The organism is Pseudomonas sp. JC1203 (genome assembly GCF_056175065.1).
In genome coordinates this window covers 66695-87376 of the sequence record NZ_JBWCAM010000020.1, presented here as the reverse complement: position 1 = coordinate 87376, position 20682 = coordinate 66695, and the positions used below count along the sequence as shown (strand labels likewise).

19 protein-coding genes are annotated in these 20682 nt (G+C 65.5%); 12 read left to right on the top strand and 7 right to left on the bottom strand.

Features of this window, described 5'->3' with window-relative positions:
* Positions 1-98: 98 nt before the first annotated feature.
* The 4 genes from lon to cmoB all read left to right on the top strand — a co-directional run bounded on the left by lon (position 99) and on the right by cmoB (position 4812).
* Positions 99-2516 (top strand): endopeptidase La, encoded by a 2418-nt coding sequence (lon, locus tag AC0SZ7_RS25580; protein ID WP_475506997.1) that lies wholly within the window; start codon positions 99-101, stop codon positions 2514-2516.
* A gap of 111 nt (positions 2517-2627) precedes the next feature.
* Positions 2628-3020 (top strand): protease inhibitor I42 family protein, encoded by a 393-nt coding sequence (locus tag AC0SZ7_RS25575; RefSeq protein ID WP_475506996.1) that lies wholly within the window; start codon positions 2628-2630, stop codon positions 3018-3020.
* Positions 3021-3115: 95 nt separating this feature from the next.
* Entirely contained in the window at positions 3116-3859 is a 744-nt protein-coding gene (gene cmoA, locus AC0SZ7_RS25570) for a carboxy-S-adenosyl-L-methionine synthase CmoA (RefSeq protein WP_475506995.1), read from the top strand.
* A complete protein-coding gene (gene cmoB, locus AC0SZ7_RS25565; RefSeq protein WP_475506994.1) occupies positions 3856-4812 on the top strand; it encodes a tRNA 5-methoxyuridine(34)/uridine 5-oxyacetic acid(34) synthase CmoB in 957 nt (318 codons plus the stop codon). The genes cmoA and cmoB overlap by 4 nt, the downstream gene beginning before the upstream one ends.
* 77 nt (positions 4813-4889) lie before the next feature.
* On the opposite strand, the gene AC0SZ7_RS25560 is transcribed toward cmoB, so the two are convergent.
* The 4 genes from AC0SZ7_RS25560 to AC0SZ7_RS25545 all read right to left on the bottom strand — a co-directional run bounded on the left by AC0SZ7_RS25560 (position 4890) and on the right by AC0SZ7_RS25545 (position 8619).
* A complete protein-coding gene (locus AC0SZ7_RS25560) occupies positions 4890-5654 on the bottom strand; it encodes an ABC transporter ATP-binding protein (RefSeq protein ID WP_475506993.1) in 765 nt (254 codons plus the stop codon).
* A complete protein-coding gene (locus AC0SZ7_RS25555; protein ID WP_475506992.1) occupies positions 5654-6712 on the bottom strand; it encodes a FecCD family ABC transporter permease in 1059 nt (352 codons plus the stop codon). Before AC0SZ7_RS25555 ends, AC0SZ7_RS25560 begins: the two co-directional genes overlap by 1 nt.
* Positions 6709-7854, bottom strand: coding sequence for an ABC transporter substrate-binding protein (locus AC0SZ7_RS25550; protein WP_475506991.1), 1146 nt, complete (start codon positions 7852-7854; stop codon positions 6709-6711). The genes AC0SZ7_RS25555 and AC0SZ7_RS25550 overlap by 4 nt, the downstream gene beginning before the upstream one ends.
* A gap of 84 nt (positions 7855-7938) precedes the next feature.
* Positions 7939-8619 (bottom strand): NUDIX hydrolase, encoded by a 681-nt coding sequence (locus AC0SZ7_RS25545; RefSeq protein ID WP_475506990.1) that lies wholly within the window; start codon positions 8617-8619, stop codon positions 7939-7941.
* 188 nt (positions 8620-8807) lie between these two features.
* Here AC0SZ7_RS25545 and AC0SZ7_RS25540 point away from each other — a divergent pair, with 188 nt between their 5' ends.
* Genes AC0SZ7_RS25540 through nadE form a run of 3 tightly spaced genes read left to right on the top strand, consistent with a single transcriptional unit; the run spans position 8808 to position 11492 of the window.
* On the top strand, positions 8808-9446 hold the full coding sequence (locus AC0SZ7_RS25540; RefSeq protein WP_475506989.1) for a nicotinamidase: 639 nt from the start codon (positions 8808-8810) through the stop codon (positions 9444-9446).
* 2 nt (positions 9447-9448) lie between these two features.
* Positions 9449-10642 carry a nicotinate phosphoribosyltransferase gene (gene pncB, locus AC0SZ7_RS25535; protein WP_475506988.1) on the top strand — a complete coding sequence of 398 codons (1194 nt, stop codon included), beginning with the start codon at positions 9449-9451 and terminating at the stop codon, positions 10640-10642.
* A gap of 22 nt (positions 10643-10664) precedes the next feature.
* Positions 10665-11492 (top strand): ammonia-dependent NAD(+) synthetase, encoded by an 828-nt coding sequence (gene nadE, locus AC0SZ7_RS25530; RefSeq protein ID WP_475506987.1) that lies wholly within the window; start codon positions 10665-10667, stop codon positions 11490-11492.
* Here nadE and AC0SZ7_RS25525 read toward each other — a convergent pair.
* Positions 11489-12388 carry a LysR family transcriptional regulator gene (locus tag AC0SZ7_RS25525; protein ID WP_475506986.1) on the bottom strand — a complete coding sequence of 300 codons (900 nt, stop codon included), beginning with the start codon at positions 12386-12388 and terminating at the stop codon, positions 11489-11491. The genes nadE and AC0SZ7_RS25525 overlap by 4 nt on opposite strands.
* A gap of 115 nt (positions 12389-12503) precedes the next feature.
* Between AC0SZ7_RS25525 and AC0SZ7_RS25520 the strand changes: the two genes are divergently transcribed.
* The 5 genes from AC0SZ7_RS25520 (at position 12504) to AC0SZ7_RS25500 (ending at position 18986) form a co-directional block, all read left to right on the top strand.
* On the top strand, positions 12504-13577 hold the full coding sequence (locus AC0SZ7_RS25520; RefSeq protein ID WP_475506985.1) for an AbrB family transcriptional regulator: 1074 nt from the start codon (positions 12504-12506) through the stop codon (positions 13575-13577).
* Positions 13578-13796: 219 nt separating this feature from the next.
* Positions 13797-15050, top strand: coding sequence for a serine hydroxymethyltransferase (gene glyA / locus AC0SZ7_RS25515; protein ID WP_475506984.1), 1254 nt, complete (start codon positions 13797-13799; stop codon positions 15048-15050).
* Positions 15051-15136: 86 nt separating this feature from the next.
* A complete protein-coding gene (locus AC0SZ7_RS25510; RefSeq protein WP_475506983.1) occupies positions 15137-16057 on the top strand; it encodes a LysR family transcriptional regulator in 921 nt (306 codons plus the stop codon).
* Positions 16058-16468: 411 nt separating this feature from the next.
* Positions 16469-17770, top strand: coding sequence for an MFS transporter (locus AC0SZ7_RS25505; RefSeq protein WP_475506982.1), 1302 nt, complete (start codon positions 16469-16471; stop codon positions 17768-17770).
* Positions 17771-17804: 34 nt separating this feature from the next.
* Positions 17805-18986 (top strand): M20 aminoacylase family protein, encoded by a 1182-nt coding sequence (locus AC0SZ7_RS25500; protein WP_475506981.1) that lies wholly within the window; start codon positions 17805-17807, stop codon positions 18984-18986.
* Between the two features lie 117 nt (positions 18987-19103).
* Here AC0SZ7_RS25500 and pdxJ read toward each other — a convergent pair whose 3' ends face one another.
* Positions 19104-19844, bottom strand: a complete 741-nt coding sequence (gene pdxJ, locus AC0SZ7_RS25495) for a pyridoxine 5'-phosphate synthase (RefSeq protein ID WP_416426606.1) — start codon at positions 19842-19844, stop codon at positions 19104-19106.
* A 42-nt stretch (positions 19845-19886) separates the two neighbouring features.
* Entirely contained in the window at positions 19887-20570 is a 684-nt protein-coding gene (recO, locus tag AC0SZ7_RS25490) for a DNA repair protein RecO (RefSeq protein WP_475506980.1), read from the bottom strand.
* Positions 20571-20682: the final 112 nt, after the last annotated feature.

The window sequence follows — 20682 nt, the reverse complement described above, 5'->3', positions numbered from 1 at the left end:
AAGGTTATCGTCAGCTTTTGGTAAAGCTGGAGTGCCGCCATTGAAACCACCGGGCATCTGCCCCATCTAACCGCCATAGTCATTTGCGCAGGTGCCCCATGAGCGACCAGCAGGATTTCCCCGAACACCCGAACGATCATCTGGAAAACGACCACATCGAGCACTCGACCCATTCCAGCACCGAGCTGGCGTTGCCCGACCAGAACCTGCCGGACAAGGTCTACATCATCCCTATCCACAACCGGCCGTTCTTCCCGGCCCAAGTGTTGCCGGTGATCGTCAACGAGGAACCCTGGGCCGAGACCCTCGACCTTGTGGCCAAGGAGCCGCACCACTCGCTGGCGCTGTTCTTCATGGAAACGCCCCAGGACACCCGCCACCTGGACACCTCCAACCTGCCGCTGTACGGCACCCTGGTGAAGATCCACCACGCCAGCCGCGAGAACGGCAAGCTGCAGTTCGTGGCCCAGGGCCTGTCGCGGGTGCGTATTCGCTCGTGGCTCAAGCACCACCGCCCGCCGTACCTGGTGGAAGTCGAATACCCGCACCAGCCCGCCGAGCCCACCGATGAGGTGAAGGCCTACGGCATGGCCCTGATCAACGCGATCAAGGAGCTGCTGCCACTGAACCCGCTGTACAGCGAAGAGCTGAAGAACTACCTCAACCGCTTCAGCCCCAACGACCCCTCGCCGCTTACCGACTTCGCCGCGGCCCTGACCTCGGCCACCGGCGCCGAGCTGCAGCAGGTGCTGGACTGCGTGCCGATGCTCAAGCGCATGGAAAAAGTGCTGCCCATGCTGCGCAAGGAAGTGGAAGTGGCGCGGCTGCAGAAAGAGATTTCCGCCGAGGTGAACCGGCAGATCGGCGAGCACCAGCGCGAGTTCTTCCTGAAAGAACAGCTCAAGGTCATCCAGCAGGAGCTGGGCCTGACCAAGGACGACCGCAGCGCCGACCTCGAACAGTTCCAGCAGCGCCTGGAAGGCAAGACCCTGCCCGCCCAGGCGCAGAAGCGCATCGACGAGGAAATGGGCAAGCTGGCGATTCTTGAAACCGGCTCGCCGGAATACGCCGTTACCCGCAATTACCTGGAATGGGCCACCGCCCTGCCCTGGGGCGTGTATGGCAAGGACAAGCTGGACCTCAAGTTCGCCCGCAAGGTAATGGACCAGCACCACGCTGGCCTGGATGACATCAAGAGCCGCATCCTCGAATTCCTCGCCGTGGGCGCCTACAAGGGCGAGATCAGCGGTTCCATCGTGCTGCTGGTGGGCCCGCCGGGCGTGGGCAAGACCAGCGTCGGCAAGTCCATCGCCGAATCGCTGGGGCGGCCGTTCTACCGCTTCAGCGTTGGCGGCATGCGCGACGAGGCCGAGATCAAGGGCCACCGCCGCACCTACATCGGCGCCCAGCCGGGCAAGCTGGTGCAGGCGCTGAAGGATGTGGAGGTGATGAACCCGGTAATCATGCTCGACGAGATCGACAAGATGGGCCAGAGCTACCAGGGCGACCCGGCCTCGGCGCTGCTGGAAACCCTGGACCCGGAACAGAACGTCGACTTCCTCGACCACTACCTGGACCTGCGCCTGGACCTGTCCAAGGTGCTGTTCGTGTGCACCGCCAACACCCTGGACTCCATTCCCGGGCCGTTGCTGGACCGCATGGAAGTGATTCGCCTGTCGGGCTACATCACCGAGGAAAAGCTGGCCATTGCCAAGCGTCACCTGTGGCCCAAGCAGCTGGAAAAGGCTGGCGTCGACAAGAGCAAGCTGAGCATCAGCGACAGTGCCCTGCGCACCGTGATCGAGGGCTATGCCCGCGAGGCAGGGGTGCGGCAGCTGGAGAAACAGTTGGGCAAGCTGGTGCGCAAGGCCGTGGTGAAACTGCTGGATGAACCCGACGCGGTGATCAAACTGGGGCCCAAGGACCTGGAGGCGTCGCTGGGCATGCCGGTGTTCCGCAGCGAGCAGATGCTGTCGGGCAAGGGCGTGATCACCGGCCTTGCCTGGACCAGCATGGGCGGCGCCACGCTGCCCATCGAGGCCACACGCATCCACACCCACAACCGCGGTTTCAAGCTGACCGGGCAGCTGGGCGAGGTGATGAAGGAGTCGGCGGAAATCGCCCACAGCTACATCAGCTCCAACCTCAAGCAGTTCGGCGCCGACACCACCTTCTTCGACGAAGCCTTCGTGCATTTGCACGTGCCCGAGGGCGCCACGCCCAAGGACGGCCCCAGCGCCGGGGTGACCATGGCCAGCGCCCTGCTGTCCCTGGCCCGCGACCAGGCGCCGAAGAAGGGCGTGGCCATGACCGGCGAGCTGACCCTGACCGGGCACGTGCTGCCCATTGGCGGGGTGCGCGAGAAAGTCATCGCCGCGCGCCGGCAGAAGATCAACGAACTGATTCTGCCGGAGGCCAACCGTGGCAACTTCGAGGAGCTGCCCGATTACCTCAAGCAGGGACTGACGGTGCACTTCGCCAAGCGCTTTGCTGATGTAGCGAAAGTGCTGTTCTGACCGCGGACGCGGCCTGCGGCCGCTGCTACAGCCGTAGCAGCGGCCGCAGGTCGCGTCATGACGCACATCTTCAGTTATGCTGACGGCCATCCCGTTCACCTGGAGCCGCCCATGACCGCTGCCCGCCTCCTCCTGCCCGCCAGCCTTGCGCTGCTGGCCGCCTGCGCCCAGCAACCAACGCACAACGTCGACCTGGCCAAGCAAAGCCAATGCCCGCTGAAACTGGTCACCGGCCAGACCCTGACCCTGGCCCTGCCCAGCAACCCCACCACCGGCTACCGCTGGCTGGTGCAGAACCCTGCGCCCAACGTGCTGCAGGTGCTGAGCCCGGAGGTCTACACCAACCCCGAGGACGCGGGGCTGGTGGGCGCTGCAGGCCAGTCGGTGTGGCGCTTCCAGGCCAAGGCTGCGGGCGAGGGGCATCTGCTGCTGGTGTTGCAGCAGCCGTGGGCGCCGGAGGTGAAGCCGGTGCAGGTGTTTGATTGTTCCATCAAGGTCAATTAGCCCTTGTGGGAGCTGCCTGTCTATCTCACCTGCAATAAACCGCCAATCCCGGTAAAATCCCGGCCTTCGTTTTTTACCGACCCGCCGGAACCGCCGTGAGCAAAGAACCCGACCGCATTTTCGCCCAGCCCCTGGCCCAGGTGCCCGACTTCGCCTTCAACGAAGACGTGGTGCGGGTGTTCCCGGACATGATCAAGCGCTCGGTGCCCGGCTACCCGACCATTGTCGAGAACCTCGGCGTGCTGGCCGCGCAATTTGCCCAGCCGCACACTACGCTGTACGACCTGGGCAGCTCCCTGGGCGCCGTGACCCAATCGTTGCGCCGCCATGTGCGGACCGATGGTTGCCGGGTGATTGCGGTGGACAACTCCAGCGCCATGGTCGAGCGCTGCCGCGAATACCTCAACGCCCAGGACTCGATGTTCCAGGAGCTGCTGCCGGTGCAGGTCATCGAAGGCGACATCCTCAGCCTGGACTTCGCCCCGGCGTCGGTCATCGCCATGAACTTCACCCTGCAGTTCATCGCCCCCGACCAGCGCCTGGGCCTGCTGCAACGTATCCGCCAGGCCCTGGTGCCCGGCGGTGCACTGATTCTGTCGGAGAAGCTGCGCTTCGCCGATGAACAGGAACACGAACTGCTCACCAACCTGCACATCGCCTTCAAGCGTGCCAATGGCTACAGCGAACTGGAAATTGCCCAGAAGCGCAGCGCCATCGAGAACGTGATGAAGCCCGACAGCCTGGAGGAAAACCGCGAGCGCCTGCTGGCCGCCGGTTTCACCAAGGTAGTGCCCTGGTTCCAATGCCTTAACTTTGCCTCGTTGATTGCCCTGCCATGATTGATCTAGCCCCCCTGGTCCGCCGCATGGCGGGCACGCCCCTGGCCAAGTGGAGCGAGGGCCTGCAGGCCCAGCTCGACGCCAAGATGGAAAAAGGCCACGGTGACCTGGAGCGCTGGCAAGCGGCCCTGGACGCCCTGCCCGCCCTGGTACCCAGCGAAATCGAGCTGGCCAGCAGCCTGACCCTGGACTGCGCCTGCGAAGACGCCACCCGCGCCCAGATGCGCAGCGCGCTGATGGGCCTGTCGCCTTGGCGCAAGGGCCCGTTCAACCTGTTCGGCGTGCACGTCGACACTGAATGGCGCTCGGACTGGAAATGGTCGCGGGTGGCCCCGCACCTCGACCTCAAAGGCAAGCGCGTGCTGGACGTGGGCTGCGGCAATGGCTACTACCAGTGGCGCATGCTCGGCGCCGGCGCCGACAGCGTTATTGGCGTGGACCCCAACTGGCTGTTCTTCTGCCAGTTCCAGGCCGTGCAGCGCTACCTGCCGGAGCTGCCCGCCTGGCACCTGCCGTTCGCCCTGGAAGACCTGCCAGCGAACCTGGAAGGCTTCGACACGGTGTTCTCCATGGGCGTGTTCTACCACCGCCGCTCGCCCATCGAGCACCTGCTGGCGCTGAAGGACTGCCTGGTGAAAGGTGGCGAGCTGGTGCTGGAAACCCTGGTGGTGGAAGGCGACAAGCACCAGGTGCTGGTGCCCGAGGACCGCTACGCGCAGATGCGCAACGTGTGGTTCCTGCCGTCGGTGCCAGCCCTGGAGCTGTGGCTGCGGCGCGCCGGTTTCACTGACGTCGAGTGCGTGGACGTGAGCGTCACCACCGTGGAAGAACAGCGCAGCACCGAGTGGATGAAGTACCAGTCGCTGGGCGATTTCCTCGACCCCAACGACCACAGCCGCACCATCGAAGGCCTGCCGGCGCCAATGCGCGCGGTGATCAAGGCCCGCAAGTAATCCACCTGTGGGAGCTGGCTTGCCAGCGAGCTGTGGCTGCCCCGAAAAGCTCGCTGGCAAGCCAGCTCCCACAAGGGTTACACCAACCCGTCGATCATCACCTGGGCGCTGCCCTGCGAGCAGCGTTCCACCCGCCCACGCACGCCGTACACCGTGGCCAGCGTCGCGCTGTCGATGACCTCGGCCGGCGCGCCGTGGGCAATCAGTTGCCCGCCCTTGAGCATCAGTACCCGGTCGGTCTGGCGCAGGCTGATGTTGATGTCGTGCAGCACGATCAAGGTCACCATGTTGCGCTCGCGGGTCTCCTGGCCGATCACCTCCATCACGTGAAACTGGTAGTTCAGGTCCAGCGCACTCAGCGGCTCGTCCAGCAACAGCAGCAGGGGCTTGCGGATCAGCGCCTGGGCCAGGCCCACCAGCTGCTTCTGGCCGCCCGACAGCTGGTCGAGGAAGCTCATGGCCAGGTGGGCAATGCCCAGCCGTTCCAGCAGCGCTTGCGCTTCGTCGATGTCCTGCTGGCGCGGGGTGTTGCCACTGGCGCGGCGGGCCACCAGCAGCGATTCGAACACCCGCAGGTGCACGCTGGCCGGCAGGCTCTGGGGCAGGTACACCACGCGCTCGGCGCGGGCGGCGTAGCTGGCCTTGAGCAGGTCTTCACCTTCCAGCAACACCTGGCCGCTGGCGGGTGTCAGGCCGGCGATTGCCTTCAGCAGGGTGGATTTGCCACAGCCGTTGGGGCCCAGCAGCGCCGTGACCTGGCCACGGCCAACACTGGCCAGGGACAGTTGTTCGATGATGCGACGCTTGCCGTAGCTGACGTCCAGTTGCCGTACTTCAAACATCAGTGGCCTCCGTTGCGGCGCAGCACAATCGACAGGAAGAACGGGATACCCACCAGCGAGGTGACGATACCCACCGGAATCAGCACCCCGGGAATGATGTTCTTCGACGCCACCGAGGCCAGCGACAGAATCAACGCGCCGGCCAGGGCGCTGCCCGGCAGGTAGAAACGATGGTCCTCGCCAAACAGCAGCCGCGCGATGTGCGGGCCTACCAGGCCAATGAAACCAATGGTGCCGACGAAAGCCACCGCCAGCGCCGACAGCACGCTGACCCGCAGCAAGGTGCCCAGGCGCAGGCGCTTGACGTCGATGCCGAAGCTGGCCGCGCGGTCCTCACCCAGGCGCAGCGCGGTCAATTGCCAGGCCCGGCGCAGGGCCATGGGCAGTGCTACCGCCACTGCCAGCGCCAACAGGCCGACCTTCATCCAGCTGGCCCGGGCCAGGCTGCCCAGGGTCCAGAACACCAGGGCCTGCAGCGAGTCCTCAGTGGCCACGAACTGAATCAGCGACACCAGCCCGCCAAAGGTGAAGCCCAGGGCAATGCCGAACAGCACCACCACGCTGGTGTCGGCCTTGCGCCAGCGCGCCAGCAGGTCCAGCGCCAGGGTGGCGACCAGGGCGAAGATGAAGGCGTTGATCGCCACCAGCCACTCGTCCGGCACGCCGGGAATGCCCAGGTTCAGCACAATTGCCAGCGCCGCGCCAAACGCCGCGGCATGGGACACGCCCAGGGTGAACGGGCTGGCCAGCGGGTTGTTGAGGATGGTCTGCATCTCGGCGCCGGCCAGGCCCAGGGCCGCGCCCACCAGCACCGCCATCAGCGCCTGGGGCAGGCGAATGCTCCACACAATCACCTGCTGGCCGGGGTTCACCGAGGCCTTGTGCAGCAGGGTCTGCCACAGGTCATGCAGGGTCAGGCCCGACGGCCCCAACGTGAAGTCCAGCAGCAGCGAGGCGACGATGGCCACCACGAACAGCCCCAGCAGCATCAGGCGCCGACGCAGCACGCGCTGGTAGTCGTCGGTGATCGCCTGCTGCGTCATGACTTCCATGTTCATGGCGTGGCCTGCAGGTCGGCCCAGAAGGCGCCGCTGATGTCTTCAGGCAGCATTTTCTGCAGCTCGGCCTGGGTCTTCAGCGGGTCAAGGTCCTTGAACTGCTGCGGGTAGAACCACTTGGCCATGGCTTCCACCGCCATGATGTTCAGCGGCGAGTTGTAGAAGTTGTGCCACACGCCATGCACCCGGCCCTCGCGTACGGCGGTCAGGCTGCTGATGCCCTCGCGGGCCACCAGGGTCTGCAGGCTGGCGCGGGCGTTGGCCACGCTCACGCCACCACCGGCCTTGTAGCCGGCGTCGGTGGCGGTGTTGTCGCGGGTACCGCTGACCAGATAGAAGCGCGGGTCGGCGGCGATGAGTTTTTCCAGGTTGATGTCACCGATGATGCCCGGCAGCAGCCCGGCGGCGATGTTGTTGCCGCCGGCGGCCTCGATGAACTCGCCCATGTTGCCGTTGCCGGCGGTGTGGCAGCAGGGAATGCCGCCCTTGCCGACGCCGGCCAGCATCTCGATGAACACGCTGGGGCGTTGCTCGCGCGGAATCGTCGCCACCACATCCTGCACCCGCTTCAGGTGCTGCTGGTAGAAATCGACGTAGGCCTTGGCCTGGGGCTCGCGGTGCAGTACCTGGCCGAGCAGGCGCATGCTCGGCACGGTGTTCTGCAGCGGGTGCTGGCGGAAGTCGATGAACACTACCGGCACGCCGGCGTCCTGCAGTTGCTTGACGATGGGGTTGTCCAGGCTTGGGCCGTGGCCGGCGATGCCGAAGATAGCCACGTCGGGGTTCAACGCCAGGACTTTCTCAGCGCTGACGCTGGCTTCCGAAGTGGTACCGATGGTCGGTACCTTGGCAATGGCCGGGTAGATGGCCTTGAAGGCCTCGTAGCCAGGCTTGTCCACCGAGCTCAACTCACCCTGCCAGCCGGCCACGCGCTTGAACGGCTGTTTACCTTCCAGCAGCGCCAAGGCGTAGATCATCCGCCCCTCGCCCAGCAGCACGTGCTGGGGGTTATCGGGCACCTGCACCGTGCGCCCGGCGATGTCTGTGACCGTCTGCGCCAGCAGCAACGGGCTGAACAGGCTCAGGGCCAAGGCGGCCAGCAGGCCTTTGGCGCGGGTGGAACGGGTAGCACGGCGTTGCATCGGGACACCTCGGTCGGATGAAAAACGCCGCCGATTTTAACTGCCAATGATTCCCAACTACGTGAAACATGCGTCAGGTGCGGCTCACACCAGCACACTGCGGTCGAACACGAACACCTTGCCCGGCTCTGGCCGGTGCTCCAGCAACGTCTGCGGGCGGCCCATGGGCGGCCGGTTCTTGGCCCCGGTGTCGACGATCCAGCCCTTGTCCTTCATGCGTTCCAGGCGCCCGCGCAAGGTGGTGTGCTGCACCGCCTGGCCCAGGCTGGCCTCGAAGGCGGCCAGGGCCTCGGTGACGGTGAAGCGCGGCTGCAACAGGTGCAGCGGCAACGCCGTGTACACCGCTTTTGCCGACAGGCGGGCGTGGGCCTGGGCCACCAGTTCGGCGTGGTCGAAGGGCAGCGCCGGGATGGCGTCCAGGGCAAAGAAGCGCAGGTCGTCGCCCTCAAGTACGGTGGTCGGGCACAGCAGCGCCAGGTAAATGGTGCTCATGGACCAGCCGCGCGGGTCGCGCGTGGCGCTGCCCACGGTGGCCACCTGCTCCAGGTGCCGTGGCACTACCCGCGCCTTCTCGTCCAGGGCACGGGTGGCGGCGGCGTCCAGGCTGGCGTCGGCGCAGCGGCCATTCACCAGCACGCCGGGCAACGCCCACTGGTCCTTGAACGGCTCGCGGGCGCGGCGTATCAGCAGCAGCTCCAGGCGCTGCTGCGGGTTGAGGCGCAAGGCGACGATGTCGACGCTGGCCAGTATCTGGGCGTTGTTCATGGGCATCCCCTACTCGTAGCAGCGGCCGCCAGGCCGCGTCCACTGACACCCCCGCGGTACCCGTAGAACGCTGACGCCGCCTGGCGGCAGCTGCTACGGGGTTGGGGGTGATCATGATGAAATTGCTTGACCACATATTACATCAGGTGGAATATGTAGTCACGCACAGCGAAGCAAGGAGTTGCCCCATGAAGATCGCCAGTTTCGACATCGACGCCCAAAAGGGCTTCACGCCCCTCTGCCCGGCCGAGCTGCCGGTGCCCGAAGGCCATCTGATCGGCGCGGCGCTCAACCATCTGGCCAGCTTCGCCAGCCTGCGCCTGGGCAGCAAGGACGCGCACTCGCCGCAGGCCGCCTGGGTGGTCGACAGCCCGGCGCAGATGCTGCAACCGCTGGGCCTGCCCAACGCCGACATCACCTGGGTCAGCCACTGCGTACCCGGCACCCCCGGCTTCGAACTGCTGGACGAATTGCCCAAGCCGCTGGACTACGACTTCTTCGTGTGGAAAGGCATCGAGCCCGACCTGCACCCCTACGGCGCCTGCTACCACGACCTGGCCGACACCCGCAGCACCGGCGCCATCGAGTTCCTGCGCCAGCACACGGTGGGCTTCGTGCTGGTGGGCGGCCTGGCGCTGGACTACTGCGTGAAGACCACCGCCCTGCAACTGCGCAACGCCGGTTTTCGCGTTGGCGTGTACCTGCCCGCCTGCCGCGCCATTGCCGAACCCACCGCGCAGGCCGCCTGCGAACAGATGCAGGCCGCCGGTATTGAACTCTACGCCAGCGCCACCGACCTGGCCGCGGCCGTGAACAAGGAGGCCTGAGCATGGCCGAGAGCGTATTTGCCGACCGTATCGTGCAGAACCTGCTGGACACCGACTTCTACAAGCTGACCATGATGCAGGCGGTACTGCACAACTACCCCAATGCCGAGGTGGAGTGGGAGTTTCGCTGCCGCAACGCCGAGGACCTCACCCCCTACCTTGCCGAGATCCGCTACCAGATCGAACGCCTGGCCGACATTTCCATCACCCACGACCAGCTGGCGTTCCTTGAGCGCATCCCGTTCATGAAGCCGGATTTCATCCGCTTCCTCAGCCTGTTCCGCTTCAACCTGCGCTACGTGCACACCAGCATCGAGGCCGGCCAGTTATGCATCCGCCTGCGCGGGCCGTGGCTGCACGTGATCCTCTACGAGATCCCGCTGCTGGCGATCATCAGCGAGGTGCGCAACCGCCAGCGCTACGGCAACATCATCATGGAGCAAGTCAGCGAGCAGTTGTACAAGAAGCTCGACTGGCTGAAAGGCGAAGCCAGCACCAGCGAATTGGCCGGCTTCCAGCTGGCCGACTTCGGCACCCGCCGGCGCTTCAGCTACCGGGTGCAGGAAGAGGTGGTGCACATCCTCAAGCGCGACTTCCCTGGCCGCTTCGTCGGCACCAGCAACGTGCACCTGGCCCGCGAGCTGGACGTGAAGCCCATCGGCACCATGGCCCACGAATGGTTCATGGCCCACCAGCAGCTGGGCCCGCGGCTGATCGACAGCCAGATCGCCGCCCTCGACTGCTGGGTGCGCGAATACCGAGGCCTGCTGGGCATAGCCCTGACCGACTGCATCACCATGGACGCCTTCCTCCGCGACTTCGACCTGTACTTCGCCAAGCTGTTCGACGGCCTGCGCCACGATTCCGGCGACCCGCTGCAGTGGGCGGAAAAGGCCATCCAACACTATGAAACGCTGGGCATCGACCCGCTGAGCAAAACCCTGATCTTCTCCGACGGCCTGAACATGCCCAAGGCGCTGGAACTGTATAGAGCGCTGCACGGGCGGATCAATGTAAGCTTCGGCATCGGCACCAACCTGACCTGCGACATACCCGGGGTCGAGCCCATGAACATCGTGATCAAGATGACCGCCTGCAACGGCCATCCGGTGGCAAAGATTTCCGACACGCCAGGCAAGACCCAATGCCTGGACGAGAACTTCGTCACCTACCTCAAACATGTATTTCGCGTCTGAATTGCACACTCAGGAGTTCGACATGAGCAACCGTCAAATCGAAATCGCCAAGGCCCTCAACGTCGTGCCGCCGTTCGCCGACGCCACGGCGCTGGAAGCCGAGGTCGAGCGCCGCAAGGCCTTCATCAAGCAGTGCCTGCGCAACGCCCACGTCAAGGTACTGGTGCTGGGTATCAGCGGCGGCGTCGACTCGCTGACCGCCGGCCGCCTGGCCCAGCTGTCGGTGGAAGAGCTGCGCGCCGAGACCGGCGACCAGGGCTATAAATTCATCGCCGTGCGCCTGCCGTACAACATCCAGCACGACGAGCACGACGCGGCCGCCTCGATGCAGTTCATCCGCGCCGACGTCGAAGACACCGTGAACATCGCCGGCGCCGTGCTGGGCCTGTCCGAGCAGGTAGCCCACCTGCACGGCCTCACCGACGCCCGCCGCGACTTCGTCATCGGCAACACCAAGGCGCGCATCCGCATGGTGGCCCAGTACACCATCGCCAACGCCAACAACGGCCTGGTGATCGGCACCGACCACGCCGCCGAAGCGGTGATGGGTTTCTTCACCAAGTTCGGCGACGGCGCCTGCGACCTGGCGCCACTCAGCGGCCTGGTGAAACACCAGGTACGGGCCATTGCCCGGCACCTGGGCGCGCCGGAAAACCTGGTGGAGAAAGTGCCTACCGCCGACCTCGAAGAACTGCGCCCGGGCAAGCCCGACGAAGAAGCCCACGGCGTTACCTACGCGCAGATCGACGCTTTCCTGCACGGCTTGAAGGTCAGCGACGAAGCCTACGCCATCATCGTCCGCACCTACGACAACAGCCAGCACAAACGCGAGCTGCCGTTCGCGCCTTAACCCGCCAGCAGGTGCTGGCCGCGCTCCTTGAGCAAGGCCAGCAGCACCTGCGCCGCCGGCGACAGGTAGCCATCGATGCGCACCGTGACCCCCATGGTGCGTGTCACCGTGGTCTCCGCCAGCACCACCTCACGCAGTAAATTCATGCCAATACCGTGCTCCAGCGACTCGCGCGAGAAGAAGCTGAGCAGGTGGGTGTGGGCGATCAGCCGGGGCAGCACCGACACCGTGTTGCTTTCCACCTGCACCACCGGCGGCGGCAGTTCGCGGCTGGTGAACAGGTTGTCCAGCCAGCGCCGCGAGGACACCGTGGGCCCCGGCAGCACCCAGCGGTAGCGGTTGAGGTCGGCCAGGGTGTAGGGCCCGGCAAAGATCGGGTGGCTGGCGCTGGCCACCACCACGGCCTCGTCGCGCAGCAACGGGTAGCTGGCCAGCGGCCCTTCGCTGGCGATGAACGAACTGATGATCATGTCCAGGCGCCCCGCCACCAGCGATTCACGCAATACGTCGTCCTGGCCGATGGTGAGGCTCAGGGTGATGTCCGGCGCGCGCGCCAACAACGCTGCGGTCAGCTGCGGCAGCAGGTGGTCGGCCATGGACGCCGCGCAGCCCAGGCGAATGGTACCCACCGCACCGCTGGCAAAGTCCTTCACCTCGCGTTCGGTCTCGGCGATGCTCTGGCGCAGCTCGCGGCCACGCGCCAGCAATAGCTCGCCAACGTCGGTGAGCTTGATGCCACGCCCTTCGCGCCGGAACAGCTGGGTACCCAGCGATTCTTCCAGGCGCTGGATGCTCTTGGTCAGCGCCGGCTGGCTGCGGTTGAGCTTCTCGGCGGCACGCCCGAGGTGGCCCAGTTCGGCGATGGTTTCAAAATACGTAAGGTCGCGCAGGTCCATAATTCATAACTGCCAGTTATCGTTTCATCAGTATTAGAAAATAGACTTGATCGGTTGCCACGTCGATAATTCTCTTGCGCCCCGCCTTGACCGGGGCGCCTGGAGACTTGAAATCGTGTCGCGTGCCCCTTCCCTCGCTCTACGCTACTGGCCCACCTGGGCCCAGTGGCTCGCCCTGATCATCCTGGCTGGCAGCGCCGGCCAACTGCTCAACCACCTGCAACTACCCGCCGGGCAATTCGTCGGCCCCATGCTGGTGGCCATCGGCTTTGGCGTGTGCGGCACCACCCTGCGCATCCACCGCCAGGCGTTCCGCCTATGCCAAGGCACCATCGGCCTGCTGGTGGCGCATTCCATCAGCATGGCGGTGCTGAGCGCCCTGGTGCAGTCGTGGCCGGTGATGCTGTTCGCCACCGCCCTGACGGTGCTGCTGAGCACCGCGGTGGGCCTGGTGATGGCCCGCTATGGCGGCATCGGCGCCCGCACCGCGGCCTGGGGCACCTCGCCCGGCGCCGCTTCGGCCATGGTTTCCATGGCCGAGGACAACGGCGCCGACGGCCGTATCGTCGCCACCATGCAGTACGTGCGGGTGGTGTGCGTGGTGATGATCGGCGCGCTGGTCAGCCGCCTGCTGGGCGCCGATGGCAGCGGCACCCAGGCCCACGGCGCGGTGTTCAGCCTGCAGGGCGCGCCGCTGCCGGACCTGGCGCTGAGCCTGGCGGTGATTGTCACCGGCGTGCTGCTGGGCGCGCGCCTGCCGGCCGGCGCCCTGCTGGGGCCGTTGCTGCTGGGCGGCGTGATGCAGTTGTGCGGGCTGATCCACATCGTGCTGCCGGCGCCGGTGCTGAGCCTGGCCTATGCCACGGTGGGCTGCTACGTGGGCCTGCGCTTTGACCGCAGCACCATCCGCTACGTGTTCAAGCGGCTGCCGGCGATGATCAGCGGCTCGCTGCTGCTGATTGTGCTGTGCGCCCTGTCGGCGTGGCTGGTGGCGGGGCTGCTGGGCAAGGATTTCCTCTCGGTGTACCTGGCGACCAGCCCGGGCGGCCTGGATTCGATGGCGATCATCGCCGTGGATACCCAGTCGGACGTGGGGCTGGTGCTGGCGATGCAGACGCTGCGGTTGTTCGGGGTGATCGTGACCGGCGCATGGCTGGCGCGGTGGGTGATTCGGTTGTCGGAGCGGTAGCTCGTATTGATTTCACTCCACAGGAATGAAATCAATACGAAATGAACCAGGCGTCCGGCTTATCGAGCGATACCAGGCCTCGGTAGCTTTGCAGACGTAATGATTTCATTCCGATCTTAAAAACATTAAAACGTAACTAGTTGATTTATATAGATTTAATTTATGGCACCGCCTTTGCTTTGTTCATTTTCATTCCAGACAGAACACAAGGACCGCGCCATGTTCTCCAAAAGCCTCACCCTCGCCGATTTCGACCCCGCCCTGCACGACGCCATCGCCCTGGAGGCGCGCCGCCAGGAGCAGCACATCGAGCTGATCGCTTCCGAGAACTACACCAGCCCGCAGGTCATCGAGGCCCAGGGCTCGGTGCTGACCAACAAATACGCCGAAGGTTACCCGGGCAAGCGCTACTACGGCGGCTGTGAGTTCGTCGACGTGGTCGAGCAACTGGCCATCGACCGCGCCAGGCAGCTGTTCGGCGCCGACTACGCCAACGTGCAGCCGCACTCGGGCAGCCAGGCCAACGCCGCGGTCTTCCTGGCCCTGCTGCAACCGGGCGACACGGTGCTGGGCATGAGCCTGGCCCACGGCGGGCACCTGACCCACGGCGCCAAGGTGAGCTTCTCGGGGCGCTTGTACAACGCCGTGCAGTACGGCATCGATGACCAGGGCCTGATCGACTACGACGAGGTGGAACGCCTGGCCGTGGAGCACCAGCCAAAGCTGCTGATTGCCGGTTTCTCGGCCTATTCCCGCACCCTGGATTTCGCCCGTTTCCGCGCCATTGCCGACAAGGTCGGCGCCTACCTGTTCGTCGACATGGCCCATGTGGCCGGACTGGTTGCCGCCGGCCTGTACCCCAACCCGCTGCCGTTCGCGGACGTGGTCACCACCACCACGCACAAGACCCTGCGCGGCCCGCGCGGCGGGCTGATTCTGGCGCGCAGCAACCCGGCGCTGGAGAAGAAGCTTGATTCGGCGGTATTCCCCGGCGGCCAGGGCGGCCCGCTGATGCATGTCATCGCCGGCAAGGCGGTGTGCTTCAAGGAGGCCCTGGCGCCTGAGTTCACCGCCTACCAGCAGCAGGTCATCGACAACGCCCAGGCCATGGCCGCGGTGTTCGTGGCACGCGGCTACGACGTGGTGTCGGGTGGCACCGACAATCACCTGTTCCTGGTCAGCCTGATTCGCCGCGGCATCACCGGCAAGGACGCTGACGCCGCCCTGGGCCGCGTACACATCACCGTCAACAAGAACGCCGTGCCCAACGACCCGCAGTCGCCGTTCGTGACCTCGGGCCTGCGCATCGGCACCCCGGCGGTCACCACCCGCGGCTTCGGCAAGGCCGAGTGCACGCGCCTGGCGGGCTGGATCTGCGATGTGCTGGACCATCTGGGCGACGCCGACGTGGAGGCCGAGGTTGCCGCCCAGGTTGCGGCACTAAGCCGCGACTTCCCCGTGTACGGCCGCTAGTCGCGCCGGGTTGCCCTCTGGCACACTTCCCCCAAGTGTCCAGAAGGGCAACCTAACAGGCCTGCGGGCCGTTGTCGGGAATAACAATGAAACTGCATCAACTCCGCGCATTAGTCTCTATCCACGAAACCGGTAGCCTGCAAGACGCCTCGCAAGTGCTGCACCTGACCCAGTCGGCCCTGAGCCGGGCCATCAAGGAGCTCGAAAACGAGCTGGGCATCACCTTGCTGGTGCGTTCCAACAAGGGCATGACCCTCACCGAATACGGCCAGCGCATGCTTGGCCACGCCCGCCAGGCGCTGGAAAGCGTGCGCCGCGCGCGCCAGGAAATCGAAGACATGAAGGGCCTGGTGGTGAGCGAGATCACCATCGGCGTGACGCCGGTCACCGCTTTGCTGCAACCCCTCAAGCAGAGCCTGCTGGACTTCCAGCACAGCTACCCCAACGCCACGCTGAAGGTGCTGGAGATGCGCCCCACCCAGCTGCTGCAGCACCTGCGCGACGGCCTGCTGGACTTCGCCCTGACCTCCCAGGTGCCGGCCAACGCCGTGGGCCTGGACTGGCAGCCGCTGTGCCGCATCCCCGGCGTGGTGGTGGTGCGCAAGGACCACCCACTGCGCATGGTGCGCTCGCTGCGGCTGCTGCAGCAGGCGCACTGGATCAGCGTCGACCCGCTCACCGACAGCCAGTCGCAGTTCAACCAGCTGTTCGAGGGCAGCGCCCTGGGCCGCCCGCGCAAGGTGTTCGAGTGCACGGCCATGAACCTGGCGATCAAGATGCTGATCGACAGCGACGCGGTGATGATCATGAGCCAGCCGGCGCTGGGGCATGACCTGGTGGGGATGAGTGACATGTCCAAGCACCTGCTCAAGGTCGACATCCAGGAACCGGTGCCCGAGTACTCGGTGAACCTGGTGTGCGTGAACCGCAGTTACCTGACCAAGACCGCCGGGCAGCTGTTTGCCCAGTTGCAAGAGCAGCTCGCCGGCAAACCCGCCATCGTCTGACGCGTAACAACGACACAGGGTGGGAGCTGGCTTGCCAGCGAGCTTTTGGGGCCTGAACAGCTCGCTGGCAAGCCAGCTCCCACCAACACGATGCAACATCCGATGGAGCATTGCGCAAGGGGTTGCGCGGAGCGCCGGATGAGGTGGTTGGGGCCTCTGTCACGGGCCTTGCTCTGATACGCCGACACCGCAGCCCTGCCAACCAGACGTCTCGCGTTACCCATCTGCCCACCTCAAGGGCACCACATTCGCGCATCCCGGGTGGAAAGTGCCCAGCCCACGCGCCTGGCGTTTTGCGCCCCGCCCCTGACCCGCACCAACGGTTGGGGGCTTGCATAAAAGCGATGTGCACTTTCCCCGGCGCTGTTCAACACTGCGGACCACCACGATCCCGGGTACAGGAACATCGCCATGAAGAGCACCCCCGCCAGTGATTTGCCCCTTCAACCCAGCCCCGCCATGGCGTCGCTGCAAGCGCGCAAGATGCGCCGCGTGGTGGTCGCCTCGTCCCTGGGCAACGGCCTGGAGATCTACGATTTCACCGTGTACAGCTTCTTCGCCGTGATCATCGGCAAGCTGTTTTTCCCTGGCGAGTCGGCACTGGCCTCGCTGCTGATGTCGCTGGCCACCTTCGCCGTAGGCTTCCTGATGCGCCCGCTGGGCGCAGTGGTGATCGGCCGGGTGGCTGACCGCAAAGGCCGCAAGGCGGCGCTGTCGCTGACCATCGCGCTGATGACCCTGGGCACCGGCATCATCGCCTTCACCCCCACCTATTCGAGCATCGGCATCACCGCCACCCTGCTGCTGGTGTTCGGCCGGCTGCTGCAGGGCCTGTCGGCAGGTGGCGAGGTGGGTAGCGCCTCGGCGTTCCTGATGGAATCGGGCAGTACCGCCAACCGCTGCTTCATGGTCAGCTGGCAGGGCGCCAGCCAAGGCGCGGCGGCGCTGCTGGGCGCACTTACCGGGCTGCTGTTGAGCAGCAACCTGAGCCCCGAAGCGCTCGAAAGCTGGGGCTGGCGCGTGCCGTTCGTGATCGGCCTGCTGATTGGCCCAGTGGGCTGGTTCATTCGCCAGCACCTGGAGGAAACCCATACTGAAACCACCAACACGCCTTCGCTGATGCAACTGCTGCGCGAGCACAAAGGCACGCTGCTGCTGGGCATCATGTGGATGGCCGCCTCCACCGTGAGCATGTACATGGTGGTGTTCTACATGCCCACCTACCTGGTGCGCACCCTGCACTACCCGAGCAGCTTCGCCTTCGCCCTGGTGGGCCTGGCCAGCGCCCTGCTGGCGGTGATTCCGCCCATTGCCTCGCGCTACGCCGACCGCCTGCCCCGGCGCAAGCCATTGCTGTACTGGATAGCCGGCCTGGCGCTGGTGTTCGCCTACCCCGCGTTCCTGCTGCTGGGCCTGCAAAGCACCTGGCTGTGCATGCTGGCCATCACCCTGCTGATCATGCCCATGGCCGTAGGCGTGGGTGCCAGCTTCGCCATGCTGATGGAGGCCTTCCCCCGCGAGCAGCGCGTCACCGGGCTGTCGGTGATCTACAGCTTCGGCGTGACCCTGTTCGGCGGCTTCTCGCCGTTGCTGGTGACCTGGCTGATCGGCCTGACGGGCAACCCGCTGACCCCGGCCCTGTACCTGATCGCTACCCTGATCATGAGCCTGATCGCCCTGCGCCTGTTCCCGGAACATCCGGGCCGCGACTGACTCCCCCCTTTACTGCCAGAAAAAGGAAGCAACCGTGAGCAACCTGATCATCAACCAGAAACTGCAAGCCAGCGCTGAACATTTCGCCACCATTCGCCGCGACATCCACAGCTTCCCCGAGCTGGGCGGCGAGGTGCCACGCACCGCCGGCCTGGTGGCCGAGATGCTCGGTGCCTGGGGTTACGAGGTGCACACCGGGGTGGGCGGCTGCGGTGTGGTGGGCGTGCTGAAACGTGGCAACGGCACCCGCAGCCTGGGTATTCGCGCCGACATGGACGCCCTGCCCATCCTGGAAAAGAACGGCCTGCCCTGGGCCAGCCAGTACCAGGGGCGCATGCACGCCTGCGGCCACGACGGCCACACTGCAACCCTGCTGGCAGCGGCTGAACAGCTAGCGCTGCACGCGCAGTTCGACGGCACCTTGAACCTGATTTTCCAGCCGGATGAAGAAGGCCTGTGCGGCGCCAAGCAGATGATCGACGACGGCCTGTTCACACGCTTCCCCTGCGACGCGGTGTACGCCTACCACAACATGCCGGGCGTGCCGGTGGGCAAGGCGGTGGTGCAGGCCGGCGGCTTCATGGCCTCTTCCGAACGCGTGACCATCACCCTGACCGGCCGTGGCGGCCATGGCGCCATGCCCGAGCGCGCCATCGACCCGGTGCCGGCGCTGGCCAGCATCATTACCGCGCTGCAGACAGTTATCTCGCGCAACCTGTCCACCGATGACGCCGCCGTGCTCAGCGTGGGCATGGTGCAGGCCGGCACTGCCTATAACATCATTCCCGAGACCGCCAAGGTGATGCTCAGCGTGCGTACCGCCGACCCGGCCGTGCGTGAGCGGGTGGAGAAGCGCATTCGCGAGATCGTCGAGGGGCAAGCCGCAAGCTTTGGCGTGAAGGCCGCTATCGACTACCAGTTGCTGGCCCCGGTGCTGGTCAACAGCGCAGCCGAGACCGAGCGCATGCTGGGGGTTACCCGCGATGTGCTGGGCGCCGAGAACGTGCTGGAGAAAATGCCGGTGCGTATCATGGGCAGCGAGGACTTCGCCTGGATGCTGGACGAGAAGCCGGGCTGTTATTTCATCCTGGGCAACGGCACCGGCGAGTTCACCGGGTGCTCGGTGCACAACGACCACTACGACTTCGATGACGCGGTGATTCCGCTGGGCGCGGCGTGCTGGGTGGGGTTGGTGGAAGGTTATTTGAAAGGTTGAGATCGCGGACGCGGCCTTCGGCCGCTGCTACGGGGATCCGCGTAGCAGCGGCCGCAGGCCGCGTCCGAAACCGCAACCTGTAGCAGCGGCCGCAGGCCGCGTCCAAGGCCTACGCGATCAGCGAGCAGCAGCCACGATCAACTGCTTCATCTCGCTCACCGCCGCCTTGAAACCAACGAACAACGCATGGGCCACCAGCGCATGGCCGATGTTCAGTTCGTTGATACCCTTGATGGCCGCCACCGCTTCCACGTTATGGTAATGCAAGCCATGGCCGGCATTGACGATCAACCCCTGGGCCACGCCGAACGCCACGCCATCGGCGATGCGCTTAAGCTCTTCAGCCACCTCCGCCGGGGTTTCGGCATCGGCATAACGGCCAGTGTGCAGTTCGATGGCCGGCGCGCCAACGCGCTTGGACGCAGCAATCTGGCGCTCGTCGGCGTCGATGAACAGCGACACCTCGCAACCGATCTTGCTCAGGCGCTCTACCGCCGCCTGGATGCGCGCTTCCTGGCCAGCCACGTCGAGACCGCCTTCGGTGGTCAGCTCCTGGCGGGTTTCCGGCACCAGGCACACGTGGGCCGGGCGGATGCGTTCAGCGAAGGCCAGCATCTCCTCGGTCACGCCCATCTCGAAATTCATGCGCGTCTGCAGCACGTCCTTGAGCAGCAGCACGTCGCGCTCCTGGATGTGCCGGCGGTCTTCGCGCAGGTGCACGGTGATACCGTCGGCGCCTGCTTCCTCGGCGTCCAGCGCAGCCTTGACCGGGTCAGGGTAGCGGGTGCCGCGGGCCTGACGCAGGGTTGCCACGTGGTCGATGTTGACGCCGAGAAGAATGCGATTGCTGGTGGTCACGGGAGCGCTCCTTGGAATTGAGACCCCAAGGATACGTGGTGCTCACGGCTTGCGAAACAGTTCCCGACTGACCAGCGGACGACCGCCCAGGTGCACGGCCAATGCCTGGCGCATCAGGCGCTTGGCGGCGCTCAATGCACCGGGTGCCGTCCAGTCGGCCTCGGCCATGGCCAACAGCTCCGTGCCCTTGAACAGCCCCGGCTGGATCAGCCACACGCGCTCAAGGCCGGCGTCCACCTGCAGGCGGTACAGGCCGTCGGCCTCTACCGGGTCGCCGTTGACGTCGCTGTCCATGGCGAAGCCGTAGCCCAGTTCATCCAGCACCCGCCACTCGAACGCGCGCAGCAGCGGCTCCAGCGGCAGGCCGGCCGCCAGCGCCTGCACCGTGGCGGCGTAGCTGTCGTAGATCACCTGGTTGGGGTCTTCAGCGGGCAGCAGGCGAATCAGCAGTTCGTTGAGGTACAGGCCGCTGAACAGCGCATCGCCGACCATCCACGCCGCCACCCCCACTGCTTCCATGCGCCCGACGTTCTTCAGCTCGCCCTTGCCGCGAAACTCGGCTTCCAGCGGCACGAACGGCCGGGCCAGGCTGCCGGCCTTGCCCCGGGCACTGCGCAGCACGGCGCGCAGGCGCCCGCCGGGGGTGAGGAAGTCGACCAGGGCACTGTTCTCGCGGTAGGGACGCGAGTGCAGCACGTAGGCGGGGTGAAGGACGAGGGTGGACATCGGTCAGCACTCGGTTTTCAGGCGTTCCAAACAATTGTGGGAGCTGGCTTGCCCGCGAGCTTTTTGGGGGGCAAAACAAGGGGGGCACCCCACGCCCCACCAAAAAAAAATA

Bases quoted from the DNA above. Each gene is read 5' to 3' on its own strand.
- AC0SZ7_RS25575 (WP_475506996.1), top strand. From the start codon at position 2,628: ATGACCGCTGCCCGCCTCCTCCTGCCCGCCAGCCTTGCGCTGCTGGCC.
- AC0SZ7_RS25525 (WP_475506986.1), bottom strand. From the start codon at position 12,388: ATGGACCTGCGCGACCTTACGTATTTTGAAACCATCGCCGAACTGGGC.
- AC0SZ7_RS25560 (WP_475506993.1), bottom strand. From the start codon at position 5,654: ATGTTTGAAGTACGGCAACTGGACGTCAGCTACGGCAAGCGTCGCATC.
- AC0SZ7_RS25545 (WP_475506990.1), bottom strand. From the start codon at position 8,619: ATGAACAACGCCCAGATACTGGCCAGCGTCGACATCGTCGCCTTGCGC.
- recO (WP_475506980.1), bottom strand. From the start codon at position 20,570: ATGTCCACCCTCGTCCTTCACCCCGCCTACGTGCTGCACTCGCGTCCC.
- lon (WP_475506997.1), top strand. From the start codon at position 99: ATGAGCGACCAGCAGGATTTCCCCGAACACCCGAACGATCATCTGGAA.
- AC0SZ7_RS25540 (WP_475506989.1), top strand. From the start codon at position 8,808: ATGAAGATCGCCAGTTTCGACATCGACGCCCAAAAGGGCTTCACGCCC.
- AC0SZ7_RS25555 (WP_475506992.1), bottom strand. From the start codon at position 6,712: ATGAACATGGAAGTCATGACGCAGCAGGCGATCACCGACGACTACCAG.
- AC0SZ7_RS25505 (WP_475506982.1), top strand. From the start codon at position 16,469: ATGAAGAGCACCCCCGCCAGTGATTTGCCCCTTCAACCCAGCCCCGCC.
- nadE (WP_475506987.1), top strand. From the start codon at position 10,665: ATGAGCAACCGTCAAATCGAAATCGCCAAGGCCCTCAACGTCGTGCCG.
- glyA (WP_475506984.1), top strand. From the start codon at position 13,797: ATGTTCTCCAAAAGCCTCACCCTCGCCGATTTCGACCCCGCCCTGCAC.
- pncB (WP_475506988.1), top strand. From the start codon at position 9,449: ATGGCCGAGAGCGTATTTGCCGACCGTATCGTGCAGAACCTGCTGGAC.
- cmoB (WP_475506994.1), top strand. From the start codon at position 3,856: ATGATTGATCTAGCCCCCCTGGTCCGCCGCATGGCGGGCACGCCCCTG.
- AC0SZ7_RS25510 (WP_475506983.1), top strand. From the start codon at position 15,137: ATGAAACTGCATCAACTCCGCGCATTAGTCTCTATCCACGAAACCGGT.
- AC0SZ7_RS25550 (WP_475506991.1), bottom strand. From the start codon at position 7,854: ATGCAACGCCGTGCTACCCGTTCCACCCGCGCCAAAGGCCTGCTGGCC.